Source organism: Alteromonas sp. V450 (assembly GCF_001885075.1).
GTDB lineage: Bacteria > Pseudomonadota > Gammaproteobacteria > Enterobacterales > Alteromonadaceae > Alteromonas.
In genome coordinates this window covers 4,316,316-4,339,352 of record NZ_MODU01000004.1, presented here as the reverse complement: position 1 = coordinate 4,339,352, position 23,037 = coordinate 4,316,316, and the positions used below count along the sequence as shown (strand labels likewise).

Annotated in this window: 23 protein-coding genes; 16 read left to right on the top strand and 7 right to left on the bottom strand. The window is 42.4% G+C overall.

Annotated elements, in window-relative coordinates; translation table 11 throughout:
• Window positions 1-22 precede the first annotated feature (22 nt).
• Window positions 23-388 carry a DUF3192 domain-containing protein gene (locus BK026_RS19165; RefSeq protein ID WP_071817366.1) on the bottom strand — a complete coding sequence of 122 codons (366 nt, stop codon included), beginning with the start codon at window positions 386-388 and terminating at the stop codon, window positions 23-25.
• A 306-nt stretch (window positions 389-694) separates the two neighbouring features.
• Between BK026_RS19165 and BK026_RS19160 the strand changes: the two genes are divergently transcribed.
• Window positions 695-979: a hypothetical protein gene (locus BK026_RS19160; RefSeq protein WP_071817792.1), complete on the top strand. Its 285-nt coding sequence runs from the start codon at window positions 695-697 to the stop codon at window positions 977-979.
• 19 nt (window positions 980-998) lie between these two features.
• Here the strand turns inward: BK026_RS19160 and syd are convergent, their stop codons facing one another.
• Window positions 999-1,562 (bottom strand): SecY-interacting protein, encoded by a 564-nt coding sequence (syd, locus tag BK026_RS19155; RefSeq protein ID WP_071817365.1) that lies wholly within the window; start codon window positions 1,560-1,562, stop codon window positions 999-1,001.
• A 162-nt stretch (window positions 1,563-1,724) separates the two neighbouring features.
• On the opposite strand from syd, the gene queF reads away from it, so the two are divergent.
• The 7 genes from queF (at window position 1,725) to BK026_RS19120 (ending at window position 9,446) form a co-directional block, all read left to right on the top strand.
• Window positions 1,725-2,585 carry an NADPH-dependent 7-cyano-7-deazaguanine reductase QueF gene (gene queF / locus BK026_RS19150; protein ID WP_071817364.1) on the top strand — a complete coding sequence of 287 codons (861 nt, stop codon included), beginning with the start codon at window positions 1,725-1,727 and terminating at the stop codon, window positions 2,583-2,585.
• A gap of 53 nt (window positions 2,586-2,638) precedes the next feature.
• Window positions 2,639-4,180: a GGDEF domain-containing protein gene (locus BK026_RS19145; RefSeq protein ID WP_071817363.1), complete on the top strand. Its 1,542-nt coding sequence runs from the start codon at window positions 2,639-2,641 to the stop codon at window positions 4,178-4,180.
• A gap of 12 nt (window positions 4,181-4,192) precedes the next feature.
• Window positions 4,193-5,554: a nucleotide 5'-monophosphate nucleosidase PpnN gene (gene ppnN, locus BK026_RS19140; protein ID WP_071817362.1), complete on the top strand. Its 1,362-nt coding sequence runs from the start codon at window positions 4,193-4,195 to the stop codon at window positions 5,552-5,554.
• A 183-nt stretch (window positions 5,555-5,737) separates the two neighbouring features.
• A complete protein-coding gene (locus tag BK026_RS19135; protein ID WP_071817361.1) occupies window positions 5,738-6,112 on the top strand; it encodes a DUF3192 domain-containing protein in 375 nt (124 codons plus the stop codon).
• 10 nt (window positions 6,113-6,122) lie between these two features.
• Window positions 6,123-7,739, top strand: a complete 1,617-nt coding sequence (locus BK026_RS19130) for an HDOD domain-containing protein (protein WP_256253917.1) — start codon at window positions 6,123-6,125, stop codon at window positions 7,737-7,739.
• 214 nt (window positions 7,740-7,953) lie between these two features.
• Window positions 7,954-8,961, top strand: a complete 1,008-nt coding sequence (locus BK026_RS19125) for an isocitrate dehydrogenase (protein WP_071817360.1) — start codon at window positions 7,954-7,956, stop codon at window positions 8,959-8,961.
• A 170-nt stretch (window positions 8,962-9,131) separates the two neighbouring features.
• Complete coding sequence (locus BK026_RS19120; protein WP_071817359.1) at window positions 9,132-9,446, top strand: helix-hairpin-helix domain-containing protein; 315 nt, start codon at window positions 9,132-9,134, stop codon at window positions 9,444-9,446.
• A gap of 40 nt (window positions 9,447-9,486) precedes the next feature.
• Here BK026_RS19120 and galU read toward each other — a convergent pair whose 3' ends face one another.
• From galU to wecA, 4 genes are all read right to left on the bottom strand, one after another.
• Window positions 9,487-10,380, bottom strand: coding sequence for a UTP--glucose-1-phosphate uridylyltransferase GalU (gene galU, locus BK026_RS19115; protein ID WP_071817358.1), 894 nt, complete (start codon window positions 10,378-10,380; stop codon window positions 9,487-9,489).
• Between the two features lie 277 nt (window positions 10,381-10,657).
• Window positions 10,658-11,533 carry a glycosyltransferase family 2 protein gene (locus BK026_RS19110; RefSeq protein WP_256253916.1) on the bottom strand — a complete coding sequence of 292 codons (876 nt, stop codon included), beginning with the start codon at window positions 11,531-11,533 and terminating at the stop codon, window positions 10,658-10,660.
• 2 nt (window positions 11,534-11,535) lie between these two features.
• Entirely contained in the window at window positions 11,536-12,423 is an 888-nt protein-coding gene (locus tag BK026_RS19105; RefSeq protein WP_071817356.1) for a glycosyltransferase, read from the bottom strand.
• A 113-nt stretch (window positions 12,424-12,536) separates the two neighbouring features.
• Complete coding sequence (wecA, locus tag BK026_RS19100; RefSeq protein WP_071817355.1) at window positions 12,537-13,604, bottom strand: UDP-N-acetylglucosamine--undecaprenyl-phosphate N-acetylglucosaminephosphotransferase; 1,068 nt, start codon at window positions 13,602-13,604, stop codon at window positions 12,537-12,539.
• 332 nt (window positions 13,605-13,936) lie between these two features.
• Here wecA and BK026_RS19095 point away from each other — a divergent pair, with 332 nt between their 5' ends.
• The 8 genes from BK026_RS19095 to galE all read left to right on the top strand — a co-directional run bounded on the left by BK026_RS19095 (window position 13,937) and on the right by galE (window position 21,905).
• On the top strand, window positions 13,937-14,332 hold the full coding sequence (locus BK026_RS19095; RefSeq protein ID WP_071817354.1) for a hypothetical protein: 396 nt from the start codon (window positions 13,937-13,939) through the stop codon (window positions 14,330-14,332).
• 4 nt (window positions 14,333-14,336) lie between these two features.
• Window positions 14,337-16,166 (top strand): polysaccharide biosynthesis/export family protein, encoded by a 1,830-nt coding sequence (locus BK026_RS19090; RefSeq protein WP_143142148.1) that lies wholly within the window; start codon window positions 14,337-14,339, stop codon window positions 16,164-16,166.
• Window positions 16,167-16,168: 2 nt separating this feature from the next.
• Window positions 16,169-16,948, top strand: a complete 780-nt coding sequence (locus tag BK026_RS19085) for an ABC transporter permease (protein WP_071817353.1) — start codon at window positions 16,169-16,171, stop codon at window positions 16,946-16,948.
• Complete coding sequence (locus BK026_RS19080; protein ID WP_071817352.1) at window positions 16,945-17,619, top strand: ABC transporter ATP-binding protein; 675 nt, start codon at window positions 16,945-16,947, stop codon at window positions 17,617-17,619. The genes BK026_RS19085 and BK026_RS19080 overlap by 4 nt, the downstream gene beginning before the upstream one ends.
• A gap of 11 nt (window positions 17,620-17,630) precedes the next feature.
• Window positions 17,631-18,749 (top strand): capsule biosynthesis protein, encoded by a 1,119-nt coding sequence (locus BK026_RS19075; protein WP_071817351.1) that lies wholly within the window; start codon window positions 17,631-17,633, stop codon window positions 18,747-18,749.
• Window positions 18,750-18,963: 214 nt separating this feature from the next.
• Window positions 18,964-20,484, top strand: coding sequence for a peptide MFS transporter (locus BK026_RS19070; RefSeq protein WP_071817350.1), 1,521 nt, complete (start codon window positions 18,964-18,966; stop codon window positions 20,482-20,484).
• Window positions 20,485-20,583: 99 nt separating this feature from the next.
• Window positions 20,584-20,886, top strand: a complete 303-nt coding sequence (locus BK026_RS19065) for a DUF6170 family protein (protein WP_071817349.1) — start codon at window positions 20,584-20,586, stop codon at window positions 20,884-20,886.
• Window positions 20,883-21,905 (top strand): UDP-glucose 4-epimerase GalE, encoded by a 1,023-nt coding sequence (gene galE, locus BK026_RS19060; protein WP_071817348.1) that lies wholly within the window; start codon window positions 20,883-20,885, stop codon window positions 21,903-21,905. The genes BK026_RS19065 and galE overlap by 4 nt, the downstream gene beginning before the upstream one ends.
• A 173-nt stretch (window positions 21,906-22,078) precedes the next feature.
• On the opposite strand, the gene BK026_RS19055 is transcribed toward galE, so the two are convergent.
• The gene (locus tag BK026_RS19055) at window positions 22,079-23,035 is read right to left on the bottom strand and encodes a VacJ family lipoprotein (RefSeq protein WP_071817347.1); all 957 of its coding nucleotides are present in this window, start codon (window positions 23,033-23,035) and stop codon (window positions 22,079-22,081) included.
• Between the last annotated feature and the right edge of the window lie 2 nt (window positions 23,036-23,037).

Genomic DNA, 23,037 nt, shown 5'->3' with positions numbered 1-23,037 from the left:
TTCCCCTACGTTTAGCAATCGTTTAATGCATCATACCGAAAGCACTGTCGCCCCAACCAACTAACTTGCTGTTTTTAAATACAAGTGGGGTGCATTCATCTTTTGTTGTGAGACCATCGCCCATTGTTTTTTGAGTTCGATAGTAAAGCACTCGATAAGTACCATCGGCTTTTTCGAATAATTCATTAAAATCTGCAACGCCCATTTTTCTTAGTACCGCTTCGTAGCTAACACCCGTTTCTAACTTTGCAATGTGCTGCCTGTTATTGAATTCTCTATCCTCCCAGTCGGCACCATAATGGCTGTCAGAACCACCACCTACAGATACTACACAGCCAGATAAAAGCATGGTCGAAGCTAACGCCGCTGATAGAAGAACAATTTTCATAAGTTTTCCCTTTTAAAAAATAGATAAAGTAGTTGTTGATCGGATTGTTATGTTTCTTAAAATGACAAACGTACTGTGAATATTTGCTGAACGATTGTGGTAAAATTTCAAAGAAGCCATCGTATTATCCTATTTTTACTCACAATCAAGAATAAGACCAATAATATAACTAACTGAAATAATTGAATAATAAAAAATAAGTATCTAAAAGACATTCAAAGAATAGCGTATTTGTTCAATTATTAGTGAAATTCGCTATTCTTGGAAGCTACCACTTACAACGCTCAAAAAAGAATAAGCAAAGCAATGAATCACCCAAACTTGAACCAACTCATCATTTTATGTCAGTCAATGCATAGCGAGGGCAAAACACCCTCGGTAGCAATGATTCGTGCAAAGGCCCCTTTCAAAGTATCAGTCACTGAAGCAATCGAAGCGATTAAGCGCTTTAATGTGTCGGCTCATGCAGAGCCGTGTCCTGCCCCAAAAATGCAAGCTGCAGAAGAAACCTCGTTAACTCAAAGAGTTGAGGCACTTGAAAACGAAGTGAGTGAATTAAAAGCTCAAATAGCAAGGTTACTTAATCAATAGTTAGCGTGCCTTTTCACTGCTAAATGGATAGCTGGGTTAAGAATTCCGGTAGCGAGGAAGCCAGAATTTTAGTCGGCTCTTTTCCTACTTGCTCTAGGGCAACTTCACCCGTTTCATTTATAACAGATAAAATAAAATCATCTTCGTCTGTAATACCAAAAAACAGTGTGGGGCGCTGATTTAATCGCTGCTTCATCAACAAGTGTCCAATCAGGTTTTGCTGCAGACGTTCAAAATCACTTTCATTCCACACCTGAAGCAATTCACATCGACCTTGGGGCGCTCGCGCGAATAAATTATTGCTAAAATAGCGGGTAAAATAGTCACAAAACGCTTTATTTAACTCAATGCCCATCGCCTTTGAGACATTGTCAAAGGAGAGAGAAACATTCTGTTTTTTTGGAGCCCACAGTACGAGAGTGCCATCTTTAATATTTTCGCTTTCAGCGTTCTCTACGTCTTTTAAGTCATAGCAAATTGAGGGCCACAGGCTGTCGTAAGCAACACGATGCCGTTCTAAGTTATCAGGTGTTACATACTCTGATACAAAATTATCTAGTGCTTCTGTGGTTGATAGAGCCATTATGGAGTTACCTTCGTATTTTTGAGGTACACTATAGATATAAATTACCAAGTCAACTCGAAGTGAATTATCAGGACAGTTAACCAAATGGTCACTTCATTACGTATGCGCTATATCGCACACTTGGCAATCACATTCATTAACGCAAGATAAAAGGCATTTATGTCGACTGAAAAATCATTCGAAAAATTAACCATTTCAGCACCTGATGACCTCTCGCTGGGCAAGCAGGTTGATTACGAGTTTGAATATAACCCAACGTTGCTTCAGGGAGTACCACGTAGCTTAAGTCGCGATACCTTGAATTTAGATGCACATCAACTGCCTTTTGAAGGCGTAGACACGTGGACGGGATACGAGCTCTCATGGCTTAATGAAAAAGGTAAGCCTCATGTTGCGATCTTACAATGCAACGTTCCTATTACGTCTGAATTTCTAATAGAGTCTAAATCATTCAAACTCTATCTGAACAGTTTCAATCAAAGTAAGTTTGCTTCTCCAGAAGAGGTTACCGTTACCCTTGAAAAGGATTTATCACGTTGCGCTGGTGCGCCCGTTGAGGTAACACTCATGTTGCCAAATGCATTCGATACGTTGGTCTTTTCTGAATTTAAAGGTACTTTGCTTGATGATTTGGATGTGGAAATTGAGCATTATTCTCCCACTACCGAGTACCTAAAAGTTGATAGCAGTAAAGGTCGAGTAGAAGAAACGTTGATATCGCATCTGCTTAAATCAAATTGCTTGATTACGAGTCAACCAGATTGGGCTAGTATTCAAATAAGGTATGCGGGTGCAGCAATCGACCATGAAGGCTTACTGAAATTTTTGATAAGTTTCCGTCAGCATAATGAATTTCATGAACAATGCGTTGAACGTATCTACACTGAAATAATGCAGCGCTGCCAACCCGAGAAACTAACGGTGTGCGCAAGGTATACCCGCCGAGGCGGACTGGATATCAACCCATTTAGAACGAACTTTGAGCAGCCATACGCCAATCATCGTCAAGCTCGGCAGTAACAACCACATGGCAGTGGCATAATCTCGATATAAGGGTGTTAAACACAGATATTATGGAAGCAAAACAACTCGACGCTTATAAAAAAAATAATGCGCTTCTTTGCCAGTTTATAGTTAGGTTATCCTCGTTTTACGAAGGATTTTCTGGTGCTATTGATTCCGAATTGAAAACATTGAGAAGTCATTTGTCTGGCACGCCCAATTTTAGCTTAGCTGCGGTGAGTATTGAAAAGCTCAACAAGTCTCTTCAGTCACAAGAAATTACCCTACGCAAGTACAGTATAGACACCGTATCATCGATAGAAGAAGCCACTAAACAGTTACAAAAAATAGTTTTTGAAGATACCGAGCTAAAGGCGCTGACAACGCAGCAACTGATTAAGCTTAATCAGCCTATCGACGACATTTTCAGTATTTATAAACTTTACGCAAAGGCAATAGCGCTCTATCGCATAGCGTTGAACAAGCAAATAGTCGGCTTAGAAACATCAACTTCCGATACACAGACAGTTGATACTTCCGCGCCAAAAGCACAAGAGGAAAACCCACATTACCGCTCGATAATGATTGAGCTTAATCAGCTCATTGCTTCTTATGCACAAAAGAAACCCGATGATAGGCAGCTAAGAGATATAAAGCAGCGCTTAGAAGACGGGATGAATGAAGACCAACTATTAAAAAGCTGTGTCGTTATTCTCCGTATGATAGTTCAAGACGCTATGTCTGAAGCGAGCTTGACAGGAAAAGTCATTCAGGGTTTGCACCGTTCTTTAGGAGAAATAGGCTCCTCAGTCAGTGCAACTATAGAAGGGAGTACAACACAGTTCGAGCAACGCCAGGCGGGTAATGAGGTACTAAAACAACACCTCGATAGTTTTGAAGAAGTCGTTTCTGAAAGTCATTCTCTTGAGGCGTTAAAAGCACAGACCCAAGACAAAGTTAATACATTACTTTCAACTTTACAGAAACAACAGGTGGACGACCAGCAAGGCCAAGAAGATCTCATCGCATTACTTACCTCAATGCAAGATCGTATCGAGACGTTACAAAATCAAACTAGCGTCTATAAGAAGAAACTTGCTGAACAGGCCGCACAAAGCCGAACAGATCCGTTAACGCGGCTTCCCAATAGGCAAGCTTATAATGAAAAGTTAGACATTGCTTACGCCCAATTTAAACAGAACAACATGCCGCTTACCGTTGCAGTGGTGGATATTGATCATTTCAAATCGATAAATGATAGGTTTGGGCACGCCGCCGGCGACAAAACACTGCAAGTTGTCAGTAAATATTTGAAACAGCAAATTGGTGATAATGAGTTCATTGCGCGCTGGGGAGGAGAAGAGTTTGTCATGCTTTTACCCAACACACCAATGAAACATATAGAAGCCAAGCTGAATGAAATACGAACAGCTCTATCCCAAATGCCCTTCAAATTTAAACAGCAAAAGGTACAAATAACGGCTTCGTTCGGCGCCACTAGCTTTAGAAAAAATGAAGATAAAGAAGCGGTTTTTGAACGTGCTGATGAGTACCTATACAAAGCGAAAAGAAACGGTAGAAATTTGGTAATCACTGATATAAGTGAACAATAAAAGGCCTAATTGATGAAAAAAGTTCAGTTAAACCCTGTTGGTTGGATGAGTCAGTTGTCTCAGGTAGAAGTAGCTCAATTGCAAGATGCAACAAACAGTGAACTTTTTTCGATGTTCAGAAACTGTAGCTTAGCGGTTTTAAATAGCGGTGTTGATGAAGACAACTTTGAAGCACTATTTGCACCCTACGATAATTTTGAAATTAGGCTAGTTAGAAGAGAACGGGGAGTAAAAATAGAGCTCGTTAATCCGCCTGAAGTTGCATTTGTCGACGAACAATTAGTGCGAGGGGTTCACGAACACCTTTTTGCCGTGTTGCGCGACTTGCTGTATATGGGCAATAAATATACGTTGCTTCATCAAGACTCGCCAATCGAAAGCAATGAAATAACCGATATGGTTTTTGATATGTTACGCCACGCGAAAGCCCTTGAAGGAAACGACAGCGTTAACACAGTAGTGTGTTGGGGTGGGCATTCAATAAACCAAACTGAGTATAAATATACGAAAGAAGTGGGTTACCAGTTAGGCCTGCGTGGCATGAATATCTGTACCGGTTGTGGACCCGGCGCCATGAAAGGCCCAATGAAAGGCGCGACCATAGGCCATGCAAAACAAAGAAACAAGACCGGCCGGTACATTGGTATATCGGAGCCAAGTATCATTGCTGCAGAACCACCGAATGCTATTGTTAATGAACTCATTATCATGCCTGATATTGAGAAAAGGTTAGAGGCTTTTGTTCGATTGGGCCACGGCATTATCGTTTTCCCTGGAGGAGTAGGTACGGCTGAGGAACTGCTCTATTTACTCGGAATATTAACTGACGAGAGGAATGCACAACAGCCATTTCCGGTTGTTTTAACTGGACCAGCCGGCAGTGAGCAGTATTTTGAAGCTATAGATACATTTGTTGCCGACACACTTGGCCCTGAAGCACAATCTAAGTATGAGATAATTATCGATGACCCGCTCGAAGTGGCAAAAACCATGAATGCGGGACTACAAAAAGTTAAAAAATTTAGAGGGGCAATGGGTGACGCCTACAGCTTCAACTGGTTACTAAAAATCGAACATGATTTTCAACACCCATTCATTCCGACCCACGAAAGTATGGCAGCCTTGGCGCTCCATAAAAATCAAAGTAAAAGCGACCTCGCCTCGAATCTTCGCAAAGCGTTTTCTGGCATAGTTGCCGGAAACGTTAAAGCAGAGGGAATACGCCAAATTAAACAAAAAGGGCCTTTCGAGTTAACAGGCGACGCTGTGCTGATGGGCAAGGTTGACCAGCTTTTGGAATCTTTCGTCGCTCAGCACCGCATGAAGCTTCCGGGAAGTGCTTACACCCCCTGTTATGTTGTTAAAAATACATAACAGCAGCAGGAATTAAAAAACTGTGGCGACACTGCGCTGCCTGAATGTTTTTAGCAATTAATTTAGGGTACACTGAACAATAGGGTGAGAGGTAAACGCTATTTGCACATGCCATCCACTAAAAATTGAACATTGTTCTTTGCAACTATTCATCAATTGAACCCAAAACGAGAAGTTACGGTTATGAATACCAAGGTTATTCGTCTTATTCTTGCTGGTGTCGCATTATACGCGGTGTTCGTGTTTATGGTTATTATGTTCTATCCGGATAAACCTGAGAATATGGACTGGAAAGATCGTGAAGAATATAACCGCGTACAAATTACCAAACTGAAGCTGGGTAGTACTCGAGAAGAGGTGTTGGCTCTTTTAGGTTCGCCCGACATCACTGAAGCCAAGCGGCAAGGTGGCACTGCAATACAGGTTATGTTTTTTAGAACCCAACATGTTAGAGCAGATGGGCTTACTACCCAAGACGAATGCACTCCCCTTTTATTTGAAAATGACAAGCTGATCGCGTGGGGAGAAGGGGCATACTCTAGTTTCCAGCAAAGCTAACCAACGTTGAATGGAACTGTCAGATATTATTTCCACGCTTAAACGTCTGGCGAGTCAGCCTGACACATCATGCACTGCGGGTGAATGTGTTAATTATTGGCTAAAAGGCGCTAAACGCATCTTGATGTTAGTCAATGCTCACCCTGCTATTGCAATTGCGATTTTAAAACTAGATAACGATTTACCAATAGTAACACAACATAGCTTAGTGCTGTGCCTTTTTGGGAAATTAAACAGGTATAACGACCACTTTCTACAGCACATAGTCGCATCATTGCTCGTTGTTTATTGGACGCAGTCAGAGAATGTGAACCAAGAACAAATCAAGTCAGTTAACCGTTTTCTTCAACGAAATGGATTGGCTACGTGGCTTCGCATTATCAAGCTTCGCAAGGCGCTATTAAGTGACAAATATTTTTCACTCATACCTGACATACGTATTAGTGCGTGTCAGCGACTTAGTTTTATTGCCAAAGCATTTGCTGTGAATGCAAAAAAAGAACATGCACATAAACTATTTTCACAACTCGCGATGCGTGTTCCAGTTAATCATCACGACATATTAACACCGCTTGTCGATCTTTTTACCCTGTCGATGCCAGGGGCTAAAATCTATGTCAACAATGTGCCTGGTGTGGTTGTAGATGTAAAACAGTCGCACAGCTTTGTCTTTTCTTTATCTAAAGACGATACAGTAGCGTCATGGTTTGCGAACGCTTCAATAAAAGCACCTGTGCACCTTCAGATTCCTTTCACACATTTTATTGCGCTATATAACGATACGGCAGAGGACAGAGTTGCAAAAGGTGGACATTCTTTTTTACCTTCAACCTATCCAATCCAGCAACCACCAAGTGCGCTTTTGCGAATTATAGATGAATTGCAAAACCGAGATGTCGATATTGATAAACTGTGCGTAGAAATAGAAAAAGTGCCTACGTTTAATAGTTTTTTGATGTTCACCGCAAGCAAAGATAATCGCCAGCAGATCAAGGTTAACAACATTAAACAAGCCGTTTTAACATATGGGCTGGAGCGTGTTGGAGACATGCTTATACAGTTTGCATTAATGGAAAGGCTAACCCAACATCAATTCCCGCTTTTAAACCGCGTTAAACAGTTCACGCTTGTTTCTTGTGCGTTAGCCAGCAGCTTTGCATCGCTCACCGACACAAAGTTGACACCCCAATCAGCTGCACTAGTAATGACATTTTTATGCGCACCATTGTTTACGCTTCCGGGCTTTAAAGTTTCTAATGCACTTCCGTTAAATCAAGAGACTACTTATCGCATAAGCCAAACATTTAAGGTAAACACCAACACATCGTGGCTGACTGTTTCTAGCGAATTAGCACAAAAATGGCATCAAAGTGCATCGTGGAGAGCCATCATTCATCAATGCGAAAAGTTAACGCAAGATGTGCCTCGTTCGTTACAAAAGGAGCAAGTACTGATGACGCTGTCATTTGCTCTTGCTACAGAGGTGTATTTAAGAGGAAGCAATATTGATTCAGCATCATTGGAGAAATTTGGAAAGCTTTATCAGAGACTACGTTTAGCCCCATCTGATCTAGTGCAAGTGCTTGAGGGTCATCGAACACTTTTGTTCTCTCCATTACTTACATAGCGTTAATTTCCATATTTCCCCTCATTTATCGTGACTAATGTCTATAACTTATGCCTTCAATCGTATAAAATACGTCAACTTTTGCACTGCTTTGCCACTTGCCCTACAAGACCCTAATAAAAAAGCAGGCACGCTTTGGCGCTATTAAATCGCCAGACTACAATTTAGTAAACCTAACGATTTTGACAACAGAATTACCAGAGGATCCCTCAACATGACTCAGCAACGTATTACAGTCATTCGCGGTGACGGCATTGGCCCGGATATTATCGATGCAACCACAAAAATTTTAGATAAGGTTGGCTGTGATTTTGCCTATGATTATGCCGATGCCGGATTAGTAGCGCTGGAAGAACACGGTGAATTACTACCACAAGAAACATTGGACCTAATTGCAAAGAATAAGGTTGCTCTGAAAGGGCCTCTTACTACACCAGTAGGTGAAGGTTTTACGTCTATCAACGTAAGTCTTCGTAAACAATTCAAGCTTTATGCAAACCTTCGTCCAGTAATGTCTTTCAAAGGCACCAAAGCGCGTTATGAAGACATTGACATCATAACGGTTCGCGAAAACACGCAGGGCATGTACTCTGGCCTTGGTCAGGTCGTATCTGAAGATGGTAATGAAGCTGAAGCAATGAGTAAAATCACTCGTGACGGCGCTGAAAAAATCGTTACTTTTGCCTACGAGTTAGCACGTCGTGAAGGCCGCAAAAAAGTAACAGCGGTTCACAAAGCAAACATTCTTAAGTCTACTTCTGGCCTATTTTTGAAAGTAGCCCGAGAAGTGGGCGAGCGTTATCCAGACATTGAATCTGCAGAAATGATTGTCGATAACTGCTGTATGCAACTTGTTATGAACCCTCACCAATTTGACGTTATCGTAACCACCAACTTATTTGGTGATATTTTGTCTGACCTTTGTGCTGGGCTTGTTGGTGGACTAGGAATGGCACCAGGTGCAAATATTGGTGAAGACTGCGCAATTTTTGAGGCCGTGCACGGCTCTGCGCCGGATATCGCCGGTAAAAACCTAGCAAACCCAACATCAGTTATTCTTGCTGCAGCACAAATGCTTGAGTACTTGAACATGGGTGACAAAGCCGAGAAGATTCGCACTGCGTTGAAAGATGTTATCGAATCGGGTGATCGCACAACGCGAGATCTAGGCGGAGAAGCTGGCACTACAGAGTTCACAGATGCACTACTAGAGCGTCTTTAAACTCGGGCGGTAGAATTGATTGAGCGGGCATTTGCCCGCTTTTTTGTAGTAATACTGTACTAAAACTGGCCTTCCGCTTTTTCTCCTTTCCATTAACATCATTCCGTGTACACACGCTATGCAACGCGTTTGTGTTCTTACTCTCAATATTAGCCATACAAGGAAAGATAATGAAAATGTTATTTACTAGTTTGTTATTGTGCGGCGCACTGCTGTCACAGTCACCGGTTGTAATTGCAAAAGATGACGCAGAAACCATAGGCTCCGCCATGTCTACTCAGGAGGTTTCAGCGAAAATAGATCTTAATACCGCAAGCTTAGAGGAACTTAAAAAGCTTCCTGGAGTAGGTCAATCGAAAGCGAAAGCCATTATTATATATCGAGAAGAAGTTGGGCCATTTTTAGAAGTAGCTCAGCTCACTCAAGTAAAAGGGATTGGAGATAAAATGCTTAGTAGAATTGAACAGCATGTGCGTGTGAAATAAAAAATGCGCCTTATCGGCGCATCTCTCTTTTTTCCTAATGTTACTTCGCTATTGACGCTAGGTAAGCTTTGAACTCTTCACCGAGTGCCGGGTGGCGAAGTGCATACTCCACATTTGCTTTCATGTAACCTAGCTTACTACCGCAGTCATGGCTCTTACCTTTCATGTAATACGCATCAACTTGTTCTAGTTTCATAAGTGCATCTATTGCATCTGTTAATTGAACTTCGCCACCTGCGCCTGGAGGTGTGAATTCAAGAAGATCCCAAATTTTTTCAGACAACACATATCTGCCTACTACCGCTAGGTCGGAGGGCGCTTCATCTAACGGAGGCTTTTCTACCATTTTATGGATTTTTGCAGATTCACCTTGTGCTAAATCTGCACCATCAAGATCTGCAATACCGAACTTTGATATTTCCTCTTGCGGTACTTGCTCTACCATTACCTGACTTACTCGGCTCGTATTAAATTTAGCTACCATGTCTGCCAAATTGTCTTTTTTGGGGTTACTTGCTGCATCATCAATGATTACATCAGGTAAAACTACCGCAAAGGGCGCGTCGCCAATAAGCGGGCGAGCGCAAAGCACAGCATGTCCAAGACCATTAGCAACGCCCTGACGAATATGCATTATCGTTACGTCTTTAGGACAGATTGATTGAACCTCTTCTAAAAGCTGTCGTTTCACGCGCTTTTCTAGCGTAGCTTCAAGCTCAAATGAAGTGTCAAAATGATTCTCGATACTGTTTTTACTAGCATGAGTAACAAGAATAATTTCTTTAAGACCGGCCGCTACACATTCACTCACTACGTATTGAATAAGTGGCTTATCAACCACAGGTAGCATCTCTTTGGGAATGGCTTTTGTGGCAGGTAACATTCTTGTACCTAGTCCCGCAACGGGAATTACTGCTTTCTTCACCTGACTCATAGATAGTGTCCTTGTTTTTAATCTACTTTCTCATTTCAATGCGCATTGCTCATTTTGAACATGCTTTGGAAAGGATAATGTTGCTGTCGTTGTCTCAATGTATATATGTAATGATGTAATGATGCAATCGATGTTCCAATTGCCATTTTTTAACTCGTTTTGCCTATAAATGGAGCAAAAGGCGTTGAAAAGCGCTCGGCAAGCCCTATTGTGGTGAAATCTTATATCAATTGCACCACAATTGTGAAAAGAAAGTAGGTAAATACTACGCCTTCTTTCACTTATTTTTCACGTTAGCGCTGTCACTACTCATTTCACCGAGTCTATGCTTAAAGCCATCTTTCAAACCCTGTATCATCATGGCTCCCCTCACAGCTCCTTCATCAAAACAAAACCGGTTTACAACATATCTGAGCGGTATTGCACAAACATGACGACACTTCCAATAAAGCGGTACATAACTTCTACGCGCCAAAATACAGATATTTCTGAATTGATAGTATAATCGCATTGGTGCTCCTTTTTTGAAGGTTAAGCCGAATAACTTTACCCTCGCGTCACCTTGTTTATGCGGCATGCACGCTATTAATGATTGAAACACTTTCCAACCTTCTTTTCGGGCTCGCCAGCACCACTCATGATCGACCCCATCGATAAACAAACCTGTTTCTTTATCACCCACAGCGGCAAAAGCATCTTTGGAAAGCAACATACCTGAAGCAATGATTTGCATAACTTCTATGGTTTCATCGTTTATGGCATGGCCCCGCTGAAGTTTACCTCGTTGGACGCGCTCAGAAAATTGGCATAAAACGGATGGTCCAATCGCAGCGATACGGGTGTCGTTTTCTAATTGACGAAACTGGCGATAAAGCGTTTCAGCGGTGTTTTGGTCAAACATACTGTCTTGATCGAGTAAAAATGCATAGTCGGCCTTGCTTCCAAATACATATTTCAAACCTGCATTTTGTGCCGCAGCAATACCAATATTAGATTTACAGTGAATATAGTGACCATTTTCAGGTAGTTTGAGTTCAGTACTTGATGCAGAGTTATCGACAACAGCAACTACCCACTCAGGAGAGCTAAATTGATTTATTATAGTATTTACGTGCTCTACATCGGGGTTGTATAGCACAATAACTATACCCACTCTCAATGTTTTCCGAACCTCTCTAAGAAGTGTCTATCGAGCTTATACGCTAGTTTCACCACTTTTCCAGGCATAAGGCGTAAAGAAAGAACGCCGCAGGCATACAATAAATTGAAAGGAGAAAACTGTTTGAGCTCCTTAATAGCCAATATGCGTGCTTTGAATTCATTCAGCGACTTACTGAAACCTCTTCTTTTATAGAAGTTGTTTACTCTTCTAAAGTTGAGAAGTCTATCTTTTAGGTTTCTGAAAATATAACCATTTGCCGCTAGCGTTATCCAAAAAAAGTAGTCTTGCGTATTTCGTAATTTATCGTCGTAACGAAATCCATCTCTAAACACATTATATCGAATTACAACGGTTGGATGATTTAGGGAACATCGTCTAGGCAAGATTTTAACAATTTGCTTATGAGACGAAGGCATGACACGCGCGCCCACCTTTTTTCCACTTTCATTTATTTCAGTTAGTGCAGAACCTAAAACGGAAATTGTTTTGTGTTTGTCTAAATAAGTTATCTGGCGTAAAAGCCTGTGAGGTTCGGAAATGTCGTCGGCATCCATTCTTACAAAGTAAGACGGCGTATATTGCATCGCGAATTCAGCGACGGAGTTCATGCTGCTAGCCAGCCCTACGTTACTTGTGTTTTTAGCAACAACAACGCGATTATCTTTCAATGCTGCAGATTCGATAACCGACGATATTGCATTTGACACTTCGCCATCCATCACAATGACAAACAGAAATTGGGTGTACGTCTGGTGAATAATGCTGTCAATTGCTTCCTTTAACCATTTTGCATTATCTTCACTATAAACTGACATTGCCACAATAGATTCAATTCGACTGTGCTCAAACTGGTTACGGAGTATTGTGAATTGATTTGTCAAAGATTAAAGCCTGCAGAAAAAGAGAATGTACAATGCAAATCCTCTCTCAATCGAAGGAAGCATAGAAAGTCGTAGCGTTATGCATATATCATACTTCACCTAGCCGCGATTTGCTAAACTCGTGAAGTCATGCGTTTTATAAAACGCAATACACCCCAAATGTTTTGAATAACAAGGCTATACACGACTAATACGGCGATAAACCCCCAAAACATTATAGCTTCATGCACAAGGTATATCTCACCTAAAATGCCGACAAGACAATAACAAGCACCAAGAAGTAAAATGGCTACAAGCGATTTGCGGCTGCTTAAGCCCGCTCGCATGAAGATATTGTGAAGATGTTGTCGATCGGGTCTCAGCATAGACTGACCTTTGCGGGCCCGACGATACATAATTGCCGCCATATCCATGAGCGGCAATCCCACCAACCACACGGCAGTAATGGGCCTAAATGCTGGCGCATCACCTTGAGTATGGTCTACAAGTAGCCATACAATGGTAAGCCCTACAAACATACTTCCCGCATCACCCATAAATATTTTATTGCCTTTGAATCCCTTCCAGCTAAGATTAAACGCAAGAAAAGGGACGATGGCAGCAACGATAATAAGGGGCTCCATGATGGAGGCACCATTGCCCGTGGAAACCAAAAAGCCAGCAACGATGAGTAATATAACCAGACTCATACCGCCTGCTAGGCCATCAATACCATCTATCATGTTAAACGCATTGATAACGCCAACGACACAAACAATGGTGAAGAAGTAACCGCCAATATCCATGACGATTTCACCTGTGCCAAAGATGTTTCCTAGCGACGTAATATAGTTTTGAGCACTCCACGCCATAATAGCAGCAACGCCAAACTGACACATTAAGCGGCCTTTTGCACTTAAATCAAAACGGTCGTCAAGCATTCCAAGAAGCACAATAAAAGCGGATGCCGTAAAGAAAAGCGGGTTATTTTTCATCCAAACGTCAGTTGCAACGCTTGCAACAAGCACCGCCATAAAAATAGCAACGCCGCCTGTTAGCGGAACAATCCCCGTATGACGCTTGCGCGCTGATGGTTGGTCAACCAAACCGAACTGATGCGCAAGCGGCGTCATTACCACTAACAGTATTAGCGCGACAAAAAATGCAGTAAAAAGCGGTACAAACTGCAAATAATTCAGCATAAATCTAAAAACCCAAAGCGGCTGATGCGCGCAACAGTAAAGCAGCGCGATGACTTAACAAAACGAGGCAACGCATAAATTATTATATCCATCACTTTACAACTTCCATTTTCTCGGTTTTTCCGAGGCCAGATCGTCTTCAAATAGGGGCTACAAACCCGCGTTATAATATAAAACATTTCTCTAAGTAGCCACCCCAGCAATGAAAAATAACGTTTCAAAACATGTAAAATTCCTTATTACTATTTTTTTTGAGGCGGTTCATGACACACATGCTTTTTACAAAACTTATGTTATCCTAATGCGAAATCGCTATACGGATATGAAGGCCAATGTTTCAACGTACTATGAATTTTGTTTTCCCTGTTTTGTTGTGTGTAGGGATAACAGGTTGCGCTAACGGACCCAAAGCTACCCAAGCTGACATCCCACTTGTAAACTCGTCACTCGCCTATTCATTAGCGCCGAGCAAAGACCAAGCAATAAACATTCCAAACGCCAATCGTTTTCATCAAACAAATGAGCCCTTTGTGTTTCTATTCGATGGTATTGAATACGTTTCACACAAAGCCTATATATCGGCAACAGGTAACAAGTGTATTCGATTTACCGCGCAGAATAATTCAACGGTACATCTCACCGACGAAAAAATAACGTCTTGCCTGCGTGATGGTCAATGGAGAGTTATTCCTCCATTAGTATCGTCTGAAATTGCAGACGGAGAGTAATTTAATGAAAATATCCAATACAATGCTTGTAGCGAAAGCGCGTTTACTAACGGCTGCTGCAATTCTTTTTTTATCAAATGCAACGCCGTCTTTCGCCCAATCATTTGAGCAACTACAACAACTTAGGCAACAGGCGCAGCAGGCCCAAGGCAGTGGAAGTACGGCACAAGCCATTGCACCGTTAAATGTCACTAGTCAACGTACCCTACCCGGCAGTTCATCTATGCCGAACGAACTCGGGCAATTTGCTACACAACCAAGAAATGGCGTGGTATTACCCGGAGAACCAACCGTCGACACCGTGTTTCCTGCTCAAGAGCCTATGGAAAACCCTCCGTTCGCAGCAAACTTGTTTATTGGGGGGTTTGAGTCTGAACGCAGCACGGGGCTAAATGATAATTACCGCGTCGCACCCGGCGACAAGCTATCTATTTGGCTGTGGGGAGCGGTGAATTTTTCAAGCGTTGTTACCGTTGATAACCAAGGAAACATTTTTATACCTAACATCGGCCCCATTCGGGTCGCTAATACGCCCGCGGGGGCTGTAAACCAAACCGTAACCAGTAAAATAAAACAGGTCTATACCGCAGATGTTAATGTGTATGTAAACCTACTGACATCAACTCCTGTCTCGGTGTTTGTATCAGGGCCCGTATTACGTCCAGGCCAGTATGCAGGGCTCGCCTCAGACAGTGTCCTTTACTACCTAAAACGCGCTGGAGGCATTGATTTCCAACGAGGTAGTTTTAGGCAAATCGATATCGTAAGAGATGGCAAAGTAATACAAACTGCCGATCTCTACGCATTTTTCAGAAACGCAGAGCTGCCAGAATTGTCTTTTAAAGATGGCGACACTATTTTAGTGCACCCTATTGGCAACACTATTGTGGTAAAAACGGGCGCAAGAAATAGTTTTACTTTTGAGTTTTCGAACGAAGAGCTTAACGGTGGCGTAGTCAACTATTTTGCAAGACCAGGCGAATTTGCATCGCATGCATCGGTGGCCGGTGTTCGCAATAATAAACAATTTGCGCGCTATCTTAGCCTTGATGCATTTTCGTCGCTTCCTTTGAAAGCTGGAGACATGGTCGAATACATTGCAGACTATGAACCACAAATTTACCGAATCAATGTAGCGGGGGCCTTTGCAGGTGCCTCACAGGTAATGGTAGACAAGGGCACGCGCCTGCTTGATGCGCTTGACCACATTGAAGCCGATACAACGCTTTCTGACACACAAAACATTTATATACTACGAGAAAGTGTAGCTGTTAAACAGAAAGAAATTATAGAAGAAGGCTTACAGCGTCTTGAGCGCAGTATGTATACTGCGCCAATCAGTTCTACTGGTGAAGGGGCTATTCGAGCACAGGAAGCACAGTTGGTAGCAGATTTCATCGCTCGAGCTCGACAAGTAGAGCCTCAAGGCCGCGTTGTGGTTTCAGAGAAAGGTGCGATAGCCAATATTCTTCTTGAACCCAACGATACAATCGTAATCCCGGAAGTTACTGATTTGATACACGTTGGCGGAGAAGTACTTTTACCTCAGTCAATTGTATTTAATCCTGATGCGACCACAGAAGATTATGTTGCTTGGGCAGGAGGATTTACCGAACGCGCAGAGGATGAAAGAATTCTGATTGTACGCAAAAACGGTAATGTGGCATTTACAAGTGTAAACGATACTTTCTTGTCAGGAAGCCAAAGCAAACTGGCACCAGGTGACCAAATCATCGTGTTGCCGGCCATTGACACCAAAATGCTGCAGGCGGTTAAAGACATAACTCAAATTGTTTATCAGATAGCAATTGCAGCAAATGTAGCAACTAACTAGTAATGGTAACTTTCAAAGAGCAACTCTACGCATGGAGAAGCGTGATTTTCGCGCTTTTTCTTCGCGAGCTTCAAAGTAAATTTAACGATAAATTTGGATTGGGGTGGGCTTTTCTAGAGCCTTTCGCCTTTATATTTGCGTTGTCTTACTTACGAGGTCTTATTAGCGGTAACGATATTCACTCTATTCCTATTTTCATTTTCATGATGATAGGAATGGTCACAATACAGTCATTTAACACGTGTTTACAGTCTTGTTCTACGTCAATAAAGCGCAACAAGCCCTTGTACGCTTTTAGACAAGTGCAACCCATTTCAGCCATTGTTACGGCGGGCTTTTTAGAATTCTCTGTTAAAGTCATTGTAGTTGGATTATTAATTCTATCGCTGTTCGTGATGAATCAAACCTTTCACGTAGACAATCCGCTTCTTCTGATAACCTTATTTCTTCTTCTTTGGATATTCGCCATCTCCATGGGCCTCATTTTTGCCATTGCTATTTCATTCGTGCCCGAAGTTGAAAAAATTAAATCTATGCTGACACGCCCTCTCATGTTCATTTCTTGCGTGTTTTTCAGTTTACAAGATCTGCCTGAAGAATTCTGGCCCTACTTTACGTGGAACCCACTGGTACACTTTAACGAACTAGCTCGCTACGCTTGCTTTGAGTCATATGGAGATAGGGGCGTTTCACTGAGTTTTCTCGTAGAAGTAACCGTTGTATTCCTCTTTCTTAGCTTAGCGATGTATCACATTACATGGAAAAAGGTGCTGTCTCGATGATAAAGATAGAAAACCTTACCAAGAGCTACCCCAGTGACTTAGGACCTCAGTTTATTTTCAAAAATCTGAACTTCGAGTTTCCTACTGAAAATAATGTGGCTATTTTAGGAAAGAACGGCGCGGGTAAATCGACACTTTTTCGTATGTTGGCAAAAAGTGAATACCCGGACAAAGGACGAATATTAACCAATAAATCAATGTCTTGGCCCGTTGCGTTGCAAACGGGGGTGCACCCTCAAATGACGGGAAGAGAAAACACGCGGTTTGTTGGGCGGATTAACAACGTGAAATCACTTGTTGATTACGAAGAAAAAGTGCAAGCATTTGCTGAACTAGGTACGCAATTTGACCTTCCCGTTCGCACATATTCATCAGGCATGCGAGCAAAGCTGATCTTTGCTTGTTGCATGAACATAGATTTTGATATTTATCTCATTGATGAAGCGACATCTGTAGGCGACCCCATCTTTAGAAAAAAAGCACGCATTTCACTAAAAGAAAAAAGTGAAACTGCTGGCGTTATCATGGTTAGTCATGAACTAGACCAAATTAGAGAGTTTTGTACATCAGCCGTCATAATTAACGATGGTAAGCTCGAATATTATCAAGATCTTGAAGAAGGCATCGACGTTTACACACAAGATGCGGACAACAAAAAATCACTCAAATAGGTTTAAACACAGTGGAAAAATCGCTCACACAGCTAAATGCCCTTCTAAAAAAGAATAAAACAGTTTTTCTTGTTCTTCCGTGGGTAATTTATGCGTTATACCTGATTGCTTTAGCTTCACCTCAGTTTGAAAGTCAAAGCCAGTTAATTGTTAAATCGAGTGAGGGAGGCAGTAGCTTTGACCCGTCTTCATTACTAATGGCAGCAGGCGTTCCCGGCGGCAGTAATGGCTCAGACAGCAAGCTCGTTGAGGCGTATATAAAGTCTGCTGACATGATTAACTACCTAGATGAAACTATTCAGCTAAGCGAGCATTATAAATCTGAAAGTGCAGATATGTTTAGTCGTTTGTCATCGTCTTTCAAACAGGAAGAACTCTATGCTTATTACCTTGAACACGTTGACGTAAATGTTGACTCAGCGTCGTCTGTTATCACATTGCGTACCCGTGCTTTCGACTCTGAATTTGCTCAGTTAATTAATAAAACGATTGTCGAGAAAGCAGAAGATTTTATTAATAATATCAATAATAACCTTGCTAAGTCGAAACTAACCTTTGCAAAGGGTGAGCATGAAATCGTAGAACAAAAACTTCAGCAAGCAAAAAGTGAACTGCTAAGTTTTCAGTCAAGATACAACGTATTAGATCCGACCGCTGAAGGCGTTGCTTTTCAGCAAATTGCTTTTTCGTTGGAGGCCACACTTGCGCAGAAAAAGGCAGAGCTAAGTACGATGTCGACCATGATGTCCAATGTCGCCCCTGAAATCGTGAATATTAAACGCGAAATATCAGCGCTTCAAAAAGAAGTAGAGAAACAAAAAGAGCGTATCAGCACTACCGAAAATGGTGGAGCAGAGCTATCTGTTAGTGAGCTCATGGCACAATATAGTAACCTGCAAGTTCAGCTTCAGCTAGCTATTCAAGCGTACTCTTCATCACTTATCACGTTAGAAAACGCCCGTGTTGAAGCCTATCAAAAACTTCAACATTTAGTGACGGTTGAGTCTTCAACGCTTCCAGACGACAATGCATACCCCACCGTTGTTTACAACTTAGTATTATTCGCAGTAGCGTTGCTGCTGATATATGGCATTGTGCGAATTATTGTCGCGACCATTAGAGAACTGTAATAGCCCAATCGTCATATCAACCTGTGTCAGTCGGCCCCATTGATTAAATGTTGGCCGATTGACAAGCGAACGCCATAGTTTGTTACCCAAATCTTGTGTCTTGCGGCTAGCTCTAGTATAAGAAGCTATCCGCTTTTCGGACTACTATCAAAGAGCCTATCCTATAAGTGCTCTACAATAACAACCATAAGCAATGTGGAAATAAAATATAATTATGAAACCATCTAACGATACTAGCTTTTTTGGTCATCCAGGGGGCCTGAGAACGCTATTCTTTACAGAAATGTGGGAGCGCATGAGTTATTACGGAATGCGCGCGCTACTTGTTCTATTCATGACGGCAAGCTTACAAACTCAAGGGTTAGGCTTTACTGTCGCAACCGCTGGCGCTATCTACGGCCTATACACAGGTGCGGTATATTTTCTAGGCCTACCAGGTGGATGGCTGGCCGACCGCTTAATTGGTGGTAAGAGTGCGGTATGGTACGGCGGTATTATCATCTTCGCAGGTCACGTTGTATTAGCCATTGATTTGCAGAACTTGTTCTTCGTAGGCCTCATACTTGTTGCCACAGGTACCGGTCTGCTTAAACCTAATATTTCAGCCATGGTTGGCCAACAATATGGTGACGACGACGGCCGTCGTGACAGTGGCTATGCCCTTTACTATATGGGCATCAACATCGGTTCACTTATCGCATACCTTGTAACTGGCTATTTGCAGGAAAACTGGGGCTGGCATTACGCGTTCGGTGCCGCAGCCGTTGGTATGGCGCTTGGTCTCGTTCAATATTACTTCAGCAACCGTTCACTATCGGCTGATTCAGTGGCACCAGCCAACCCATATCAAGGCGCAGCTAAACAACGCGCATGGATGGGCGTGTGGGCAGTAGTTGCGCTTGCTGTGGTGGTTATTGTGCTTGCACACATGGGCACTATCGTTATCGAGCCTGTGGCATTCGCTCAGCAAGTTACTATTATTTTTACCATTACCTTCTTCATTTACTTTGGCTTAATTTACTTTGCGGGCCAATTAAGCGATAACGAAAAGAAACGCATGTGGGCCTTGTTCCTAGTTTGTGTTGCATCAGCATGCTTCTGGTCTGGTTTCGAACAAGCGGGTTCTTCACTGAATCTTTTTGCACAGAACTACACTGACCGCGCACTTGAAAGCGGTTCACTAATTACATCTTGGTTTGGAATGGATGCCATTCCAACCGTATGGTTCCAGCTTTCAAACTCGCTGTTTATAATCATCCTGTCACCTTTCTTCGCTGCCCTTTGGATAAACCTTGCTAAGCGTATGATAGACCCGTCGTACACGATTAAGTGTGCTATTGGTATCGTTATTATGGCGTCGGGCTTCTTAGTAATGTTTATGGCGTCGCAATACGCTGCACAAGGCCTTAAAGTTGCGCCAATGTGGCTAGTTACAACTTACTTCTTACATACCGTTGGTGAGCTGTGTCTAAGCCCTGTTGCGTTAAGTGCAGTCAGTAAGCTTTCGCCTAAGCGTTACGCAGGGCAAATGATGGGCGTATTCGTACTAACGTACTCTATTGGAAACCTTATCGCTGGCTTACTATCGGGTAACTTTGACCCTGAAAACTTAGAGCAGATGCCAGACCTGTATTTGCAAATAGCCCTATTTAGTATTGCAATTGCTATTGTAATTGGCCTAATGAGCTTTAAATCTCGTTTTTGGGAAAAAGCAGGCCTAGAAGAAAAAGCCTAATTTGTTGTTAGCATGTTTTAAGTGCTGACCAATTACCCTACAATAACCGCCGTAACGTAATGTTCCGGCGGTTTTTTATTAAGGGCTTTGCATAAATCTATGAAGTTTTATTTTTCTACCAGAGACATTCCAGCCTTAAAGGGTCTTCCATTAACAGAGCGCGTAAAGCTGCTCGATCAGGCCGCAAAGCGGTTATCGGTTCCGGAAAAGACTTTACTTAATGTGCTAAAGCTACTGGTCATTGTCCCCGTATTCGCACTTATTCTTCAAACCGCATCTAATTGGACCTCATTACTGTGGGCTTTTGTAGTATTTTTAATTTATCCATTGGTTATTAAACCTATTCAATATTCCATCTGCGCTAAATACATTGCGCAACCGTCCAGCAAGGAGAATGCATGAAGACCATCTTAGTTACTGGTGGTGCAGGCTATATAGGTAGTCACACAGTTTTACAGTTACTTGAACAAAATTATGGTGTTGTTGTACTTGATAACTTGGCGAACGCAAGTGCTGAGTCACTTCGTCGCGTTGAAGCATTAACAGGTAAATCAGTTACTTTTGTTCAAGGTGACATTCGCGATACCGCTGTGTTAGATGACATATTCAGCGAGCATAACATTTTTGCTGTTATACATTTTGCGGGCTTGAAAGCTGTTGGCGAGTCAGTGCAAAAGCCCCTCTCCTACTATGAAAACAACGTGTACGGCACGCTGACACTATGTAAAGCTATGCAAAAGCATGGTGTAAAAAATATTGTGTTTAGCTCTTCTGCAACGGTTTACGGCGATCCTGCATCGCTTCCACTACGCGAAGATATGGCTACAGGTCAACCGACTAATCCTTACGGTATGTCGAAGCTTATGGTTGAGCACATGCTGAGCGATCTTTACGTTTCAGACAACGAGTGGAACATTGTATTACTTCGTTACTTCAACCCTGTAGGTGCGCATGAGTCTGGTCAAATTGGCGAAGATCCTAACGGCATTCCAAACAACCTAATGCCCTACATATCTCAGGTAGCGACCGGTAAACTAGAGCAGCTTAGCGTATTCGGCGACGACTACGATACCGTTGATGGCACTGGCGTTCGCGACTACATTCATGTTGTCGATCTTGCTAACGGTCATTTAAAAGCTCTCGATCGCCTTAGCCTCAACATGGGCTTGGATAAGTACAATTTGGGTACCGGTCAGGGCTACTCGGTCATTGAAATGATCAAGGCGTTTGAAAAAGGCGCGGGGAAAACTATCCCTTACAGAATTGCACCGCGTAGAAGCGGTGACGTAGCCGCGTGTTACGCTGACCCGACTAAAGCTGCCACAGAGCTCAATTGGCATGCAGAGAAAGGCTTAGAAGACATGTGTGCCGACACCTGGAACTGGCAGTCGCAAAACCCGATGGGCTACCCGAAAGACTAGTTATTCGACTAAATTTTGTCGAATGACTGGTTTGCAGCCCGTTAACAAAAAAGCCATGCTTTTTAAGCATGGCTTTTTCTATAAGACGTTTAAAAAACAAGAGCAAGCTTTGGCAGGCCTAGATCTTTGTTTTTAAAGGAGTAGTAAACACTCACTCGCTGTCATCTTTCGAATTATTTATTGTCATCTTTAGATGGTCCGCTTTTTTCTTTTAACTTAGATTTATCCGTCTTTTTTACAGGCGCATTATCTAAATCAGATGAGCCATCAACTGCTTTTTCATCTAACGCTTCAGATGGTTCTTCGTAGCTATCGAAATCACTGCCTTCCAACATTGCTTCAAAATCAGCAAAGTCGTCTAACTGTTCATCATCAATGGCTTTGTCGCCGCTTTTACCATCCGTAACCCGAAATTCCAAGTTCTCAAAATAGGCATTTTTGACAAAGGCATAGTCATCCACTGACTGTTCCAACTGCGCTTCTTGGTCAAGCAATTGTGCTCTAGTCTCAAGGATAGAAATACCGATACGCGCGAAGTTTACCGAACCTTCAAGTAGCGACATTGGAAATGCAAAACCATCAACATAATCACCGGTAAAACTGCGAGGATCACTTGGGCCTAAAAATGGCAACATTAAAAATGGCCCAGTATCTAGACCCCATACAGCAAGTGTTTCACCGAACTGTTCTCGCTTGCGTTCAATGCCTATTTTAGTTGCCACATCGAACGTGCCCACGAGCCCTACGGTTGTATTGATAAAAAAGCGGGCCAGACTATCAAGACCGTCATCAATTTTGCCTTGAAAAATGTTGTTCAAAAAGTTGGCCGGTTCTTGCAAGTTATCGGTGATGTTTACCAACCCTGTTCGCGCTGGTTGAGGCATTACCGTCACGTAGGTCACCGTTATTGGTCGTAAGATGTAAGCGTCTAGCACATCCCAGTTAAAATCCCAGACGTTGCGGTTAACTGATTCAAACGGATCTCGCGGGTCAGATGTATCTACAGTTGCATTAGCCTCTGCTCCCTGAAGTTCTGCTTGCGCTTGAGTGTGAGCGTCATTACTCGCACAGCCACCCAGAAAACTCGTAGCCAAAATCAACCCTAGTGCGAGTGATTTAGAGAAATCCATAA

Bases quoted from the DNA above. Each gene is read 5' to 3' on its own strand.
- BK026_RS19145 (WP_071817363.1), top strand. From the start codon at position 2,639: ATGGAAGCAAAACAACTCGACGCTTATAAAAAAAATAATGCGCTTCTT.
- BK026_RS19055 (WP_071817347.1), bottom strand. From the start codon at position 23,035: ATGGATTTCTCTAAATCACTCGCACTAGGGTTGATTTTGGCTACGAGT.
- BK026_RS19165 (WP_071817366.1), bottom strand. From the start codon at position 388: ATGAAAATTGTTCTTCTATCAGCGGCGTTAGCTTCGACCATGCTTTTA.
- BK026_RS19120 (WP_071817359.1), top strand. From the start codon at position 9,132: ATGAAAATGTTATTTACTAGTTTGTTATTGTGCGGCGCACTGCTGTCA.
- galU (WP_071817358.1), bottom strand. From the start codon at position 10,380: ATGAGTCAGGTGAAGAAAGCAGTAATTCCCGTTGCGGGACTAGGTACA.
- BK026_RS19125 (WP_071817360.1), top strand. From the start codon at position 7,954: ATGACTCAGCAACGTATTACAGTCATTCGCGGTGACGGCATTGGCCCG.
- BK026_RS19130 (WP_256253917.1), top strand. From the start codon at position 6,123: ATGGAACTGTCAGATATTATTTCCACGCTTAAACGTCTGGCGAGTCAG.
- BK026_RS19090 (WP_143142148.1), top strand. From the start codon at position 14,337: ATGAAAATATCCAATACAATGCTTGTAGCGAAAGCGCGTTTACTAACG.
- ppnN (WP_071817362.1), top strand. From the start codon at position 4,193: ATGAAAAAAGTTCAGTTAAACCCTGTTGGTTGGATGAGTCAGTTGTCT.
- queF (WP_071817364.1), top strand. From the start codon at position 1,725: ATGTCGACTGAAAAATCATTCGAAAAATTAACCATTTCAGCACCTGAT.
- BK026_RS19160 (WP_071817792.1), top strand. From the start codon at position 695: ATGAATCACCCAAACTTGAACCAACTCATCATTTTATGTCAGTCAATG.
- BK026_RS19095 (WP_071817354.1), top strand. From the start codon at position 13,937: ATGTTTCAACGTACTATGAATTTTGTTTTCCCTGTTTTGTTGTGTGTA.
- galE (WP_071817348.1), top strand. From the start codon at position 20,883: ATGAAGACCATCTTAGTTACTGGTGGTGCAGGCTATATAGGTAGTCAC.
- wecA (WP_071817355.1), bottom strand. From the start codon at position 13,604: ATGCTGAATTATTTGCAGTTTGTACCGCTTTTTACTGCATTTTTTGTC.
- BK026_RS19065 (WP_071817349.1), top strand. From the start codon at position 20,584: ATGAAGTTTTATTTTTCTACCAGAGACATTCCAGCCTTAAAGGGTCTT.
- BK026_RS19085 (WP_071817353.1), top strand. From the start codon at position 16,169: ATGGTAACTTTCAAAGAGCAACTCTACGCATGGAGAAGCGTGATTTTC.
- syd (WP_071817365.1), bottom strand. From the start codon at position 1,562: ATGGCTCTATCAACCACAGAAGCACTAGATAATTTTGTATCAGAGTAT.
- BK026_RS19080 (WP_071817352.1), top strand. From the start codon at position 16,945: ATGATAAAGATAGAAAACCTTACCAAGAGCTACCCCAGTGACTTAGGA.
- BK026_RS19135 (WP_071817361.1), top strand. From the start codon at position 5,738: ATGAATACCAAGGTTATTCGTCTTATTCTTGCTGGTGTCGCATTATAC.
- BK026_RS19070 (WP_071817350.1), top strand. From the start codon at position 18,964: ATGAAACCATCTAACGATACTAGCTTTTTTGGTCATCCAGGGGGCCTG.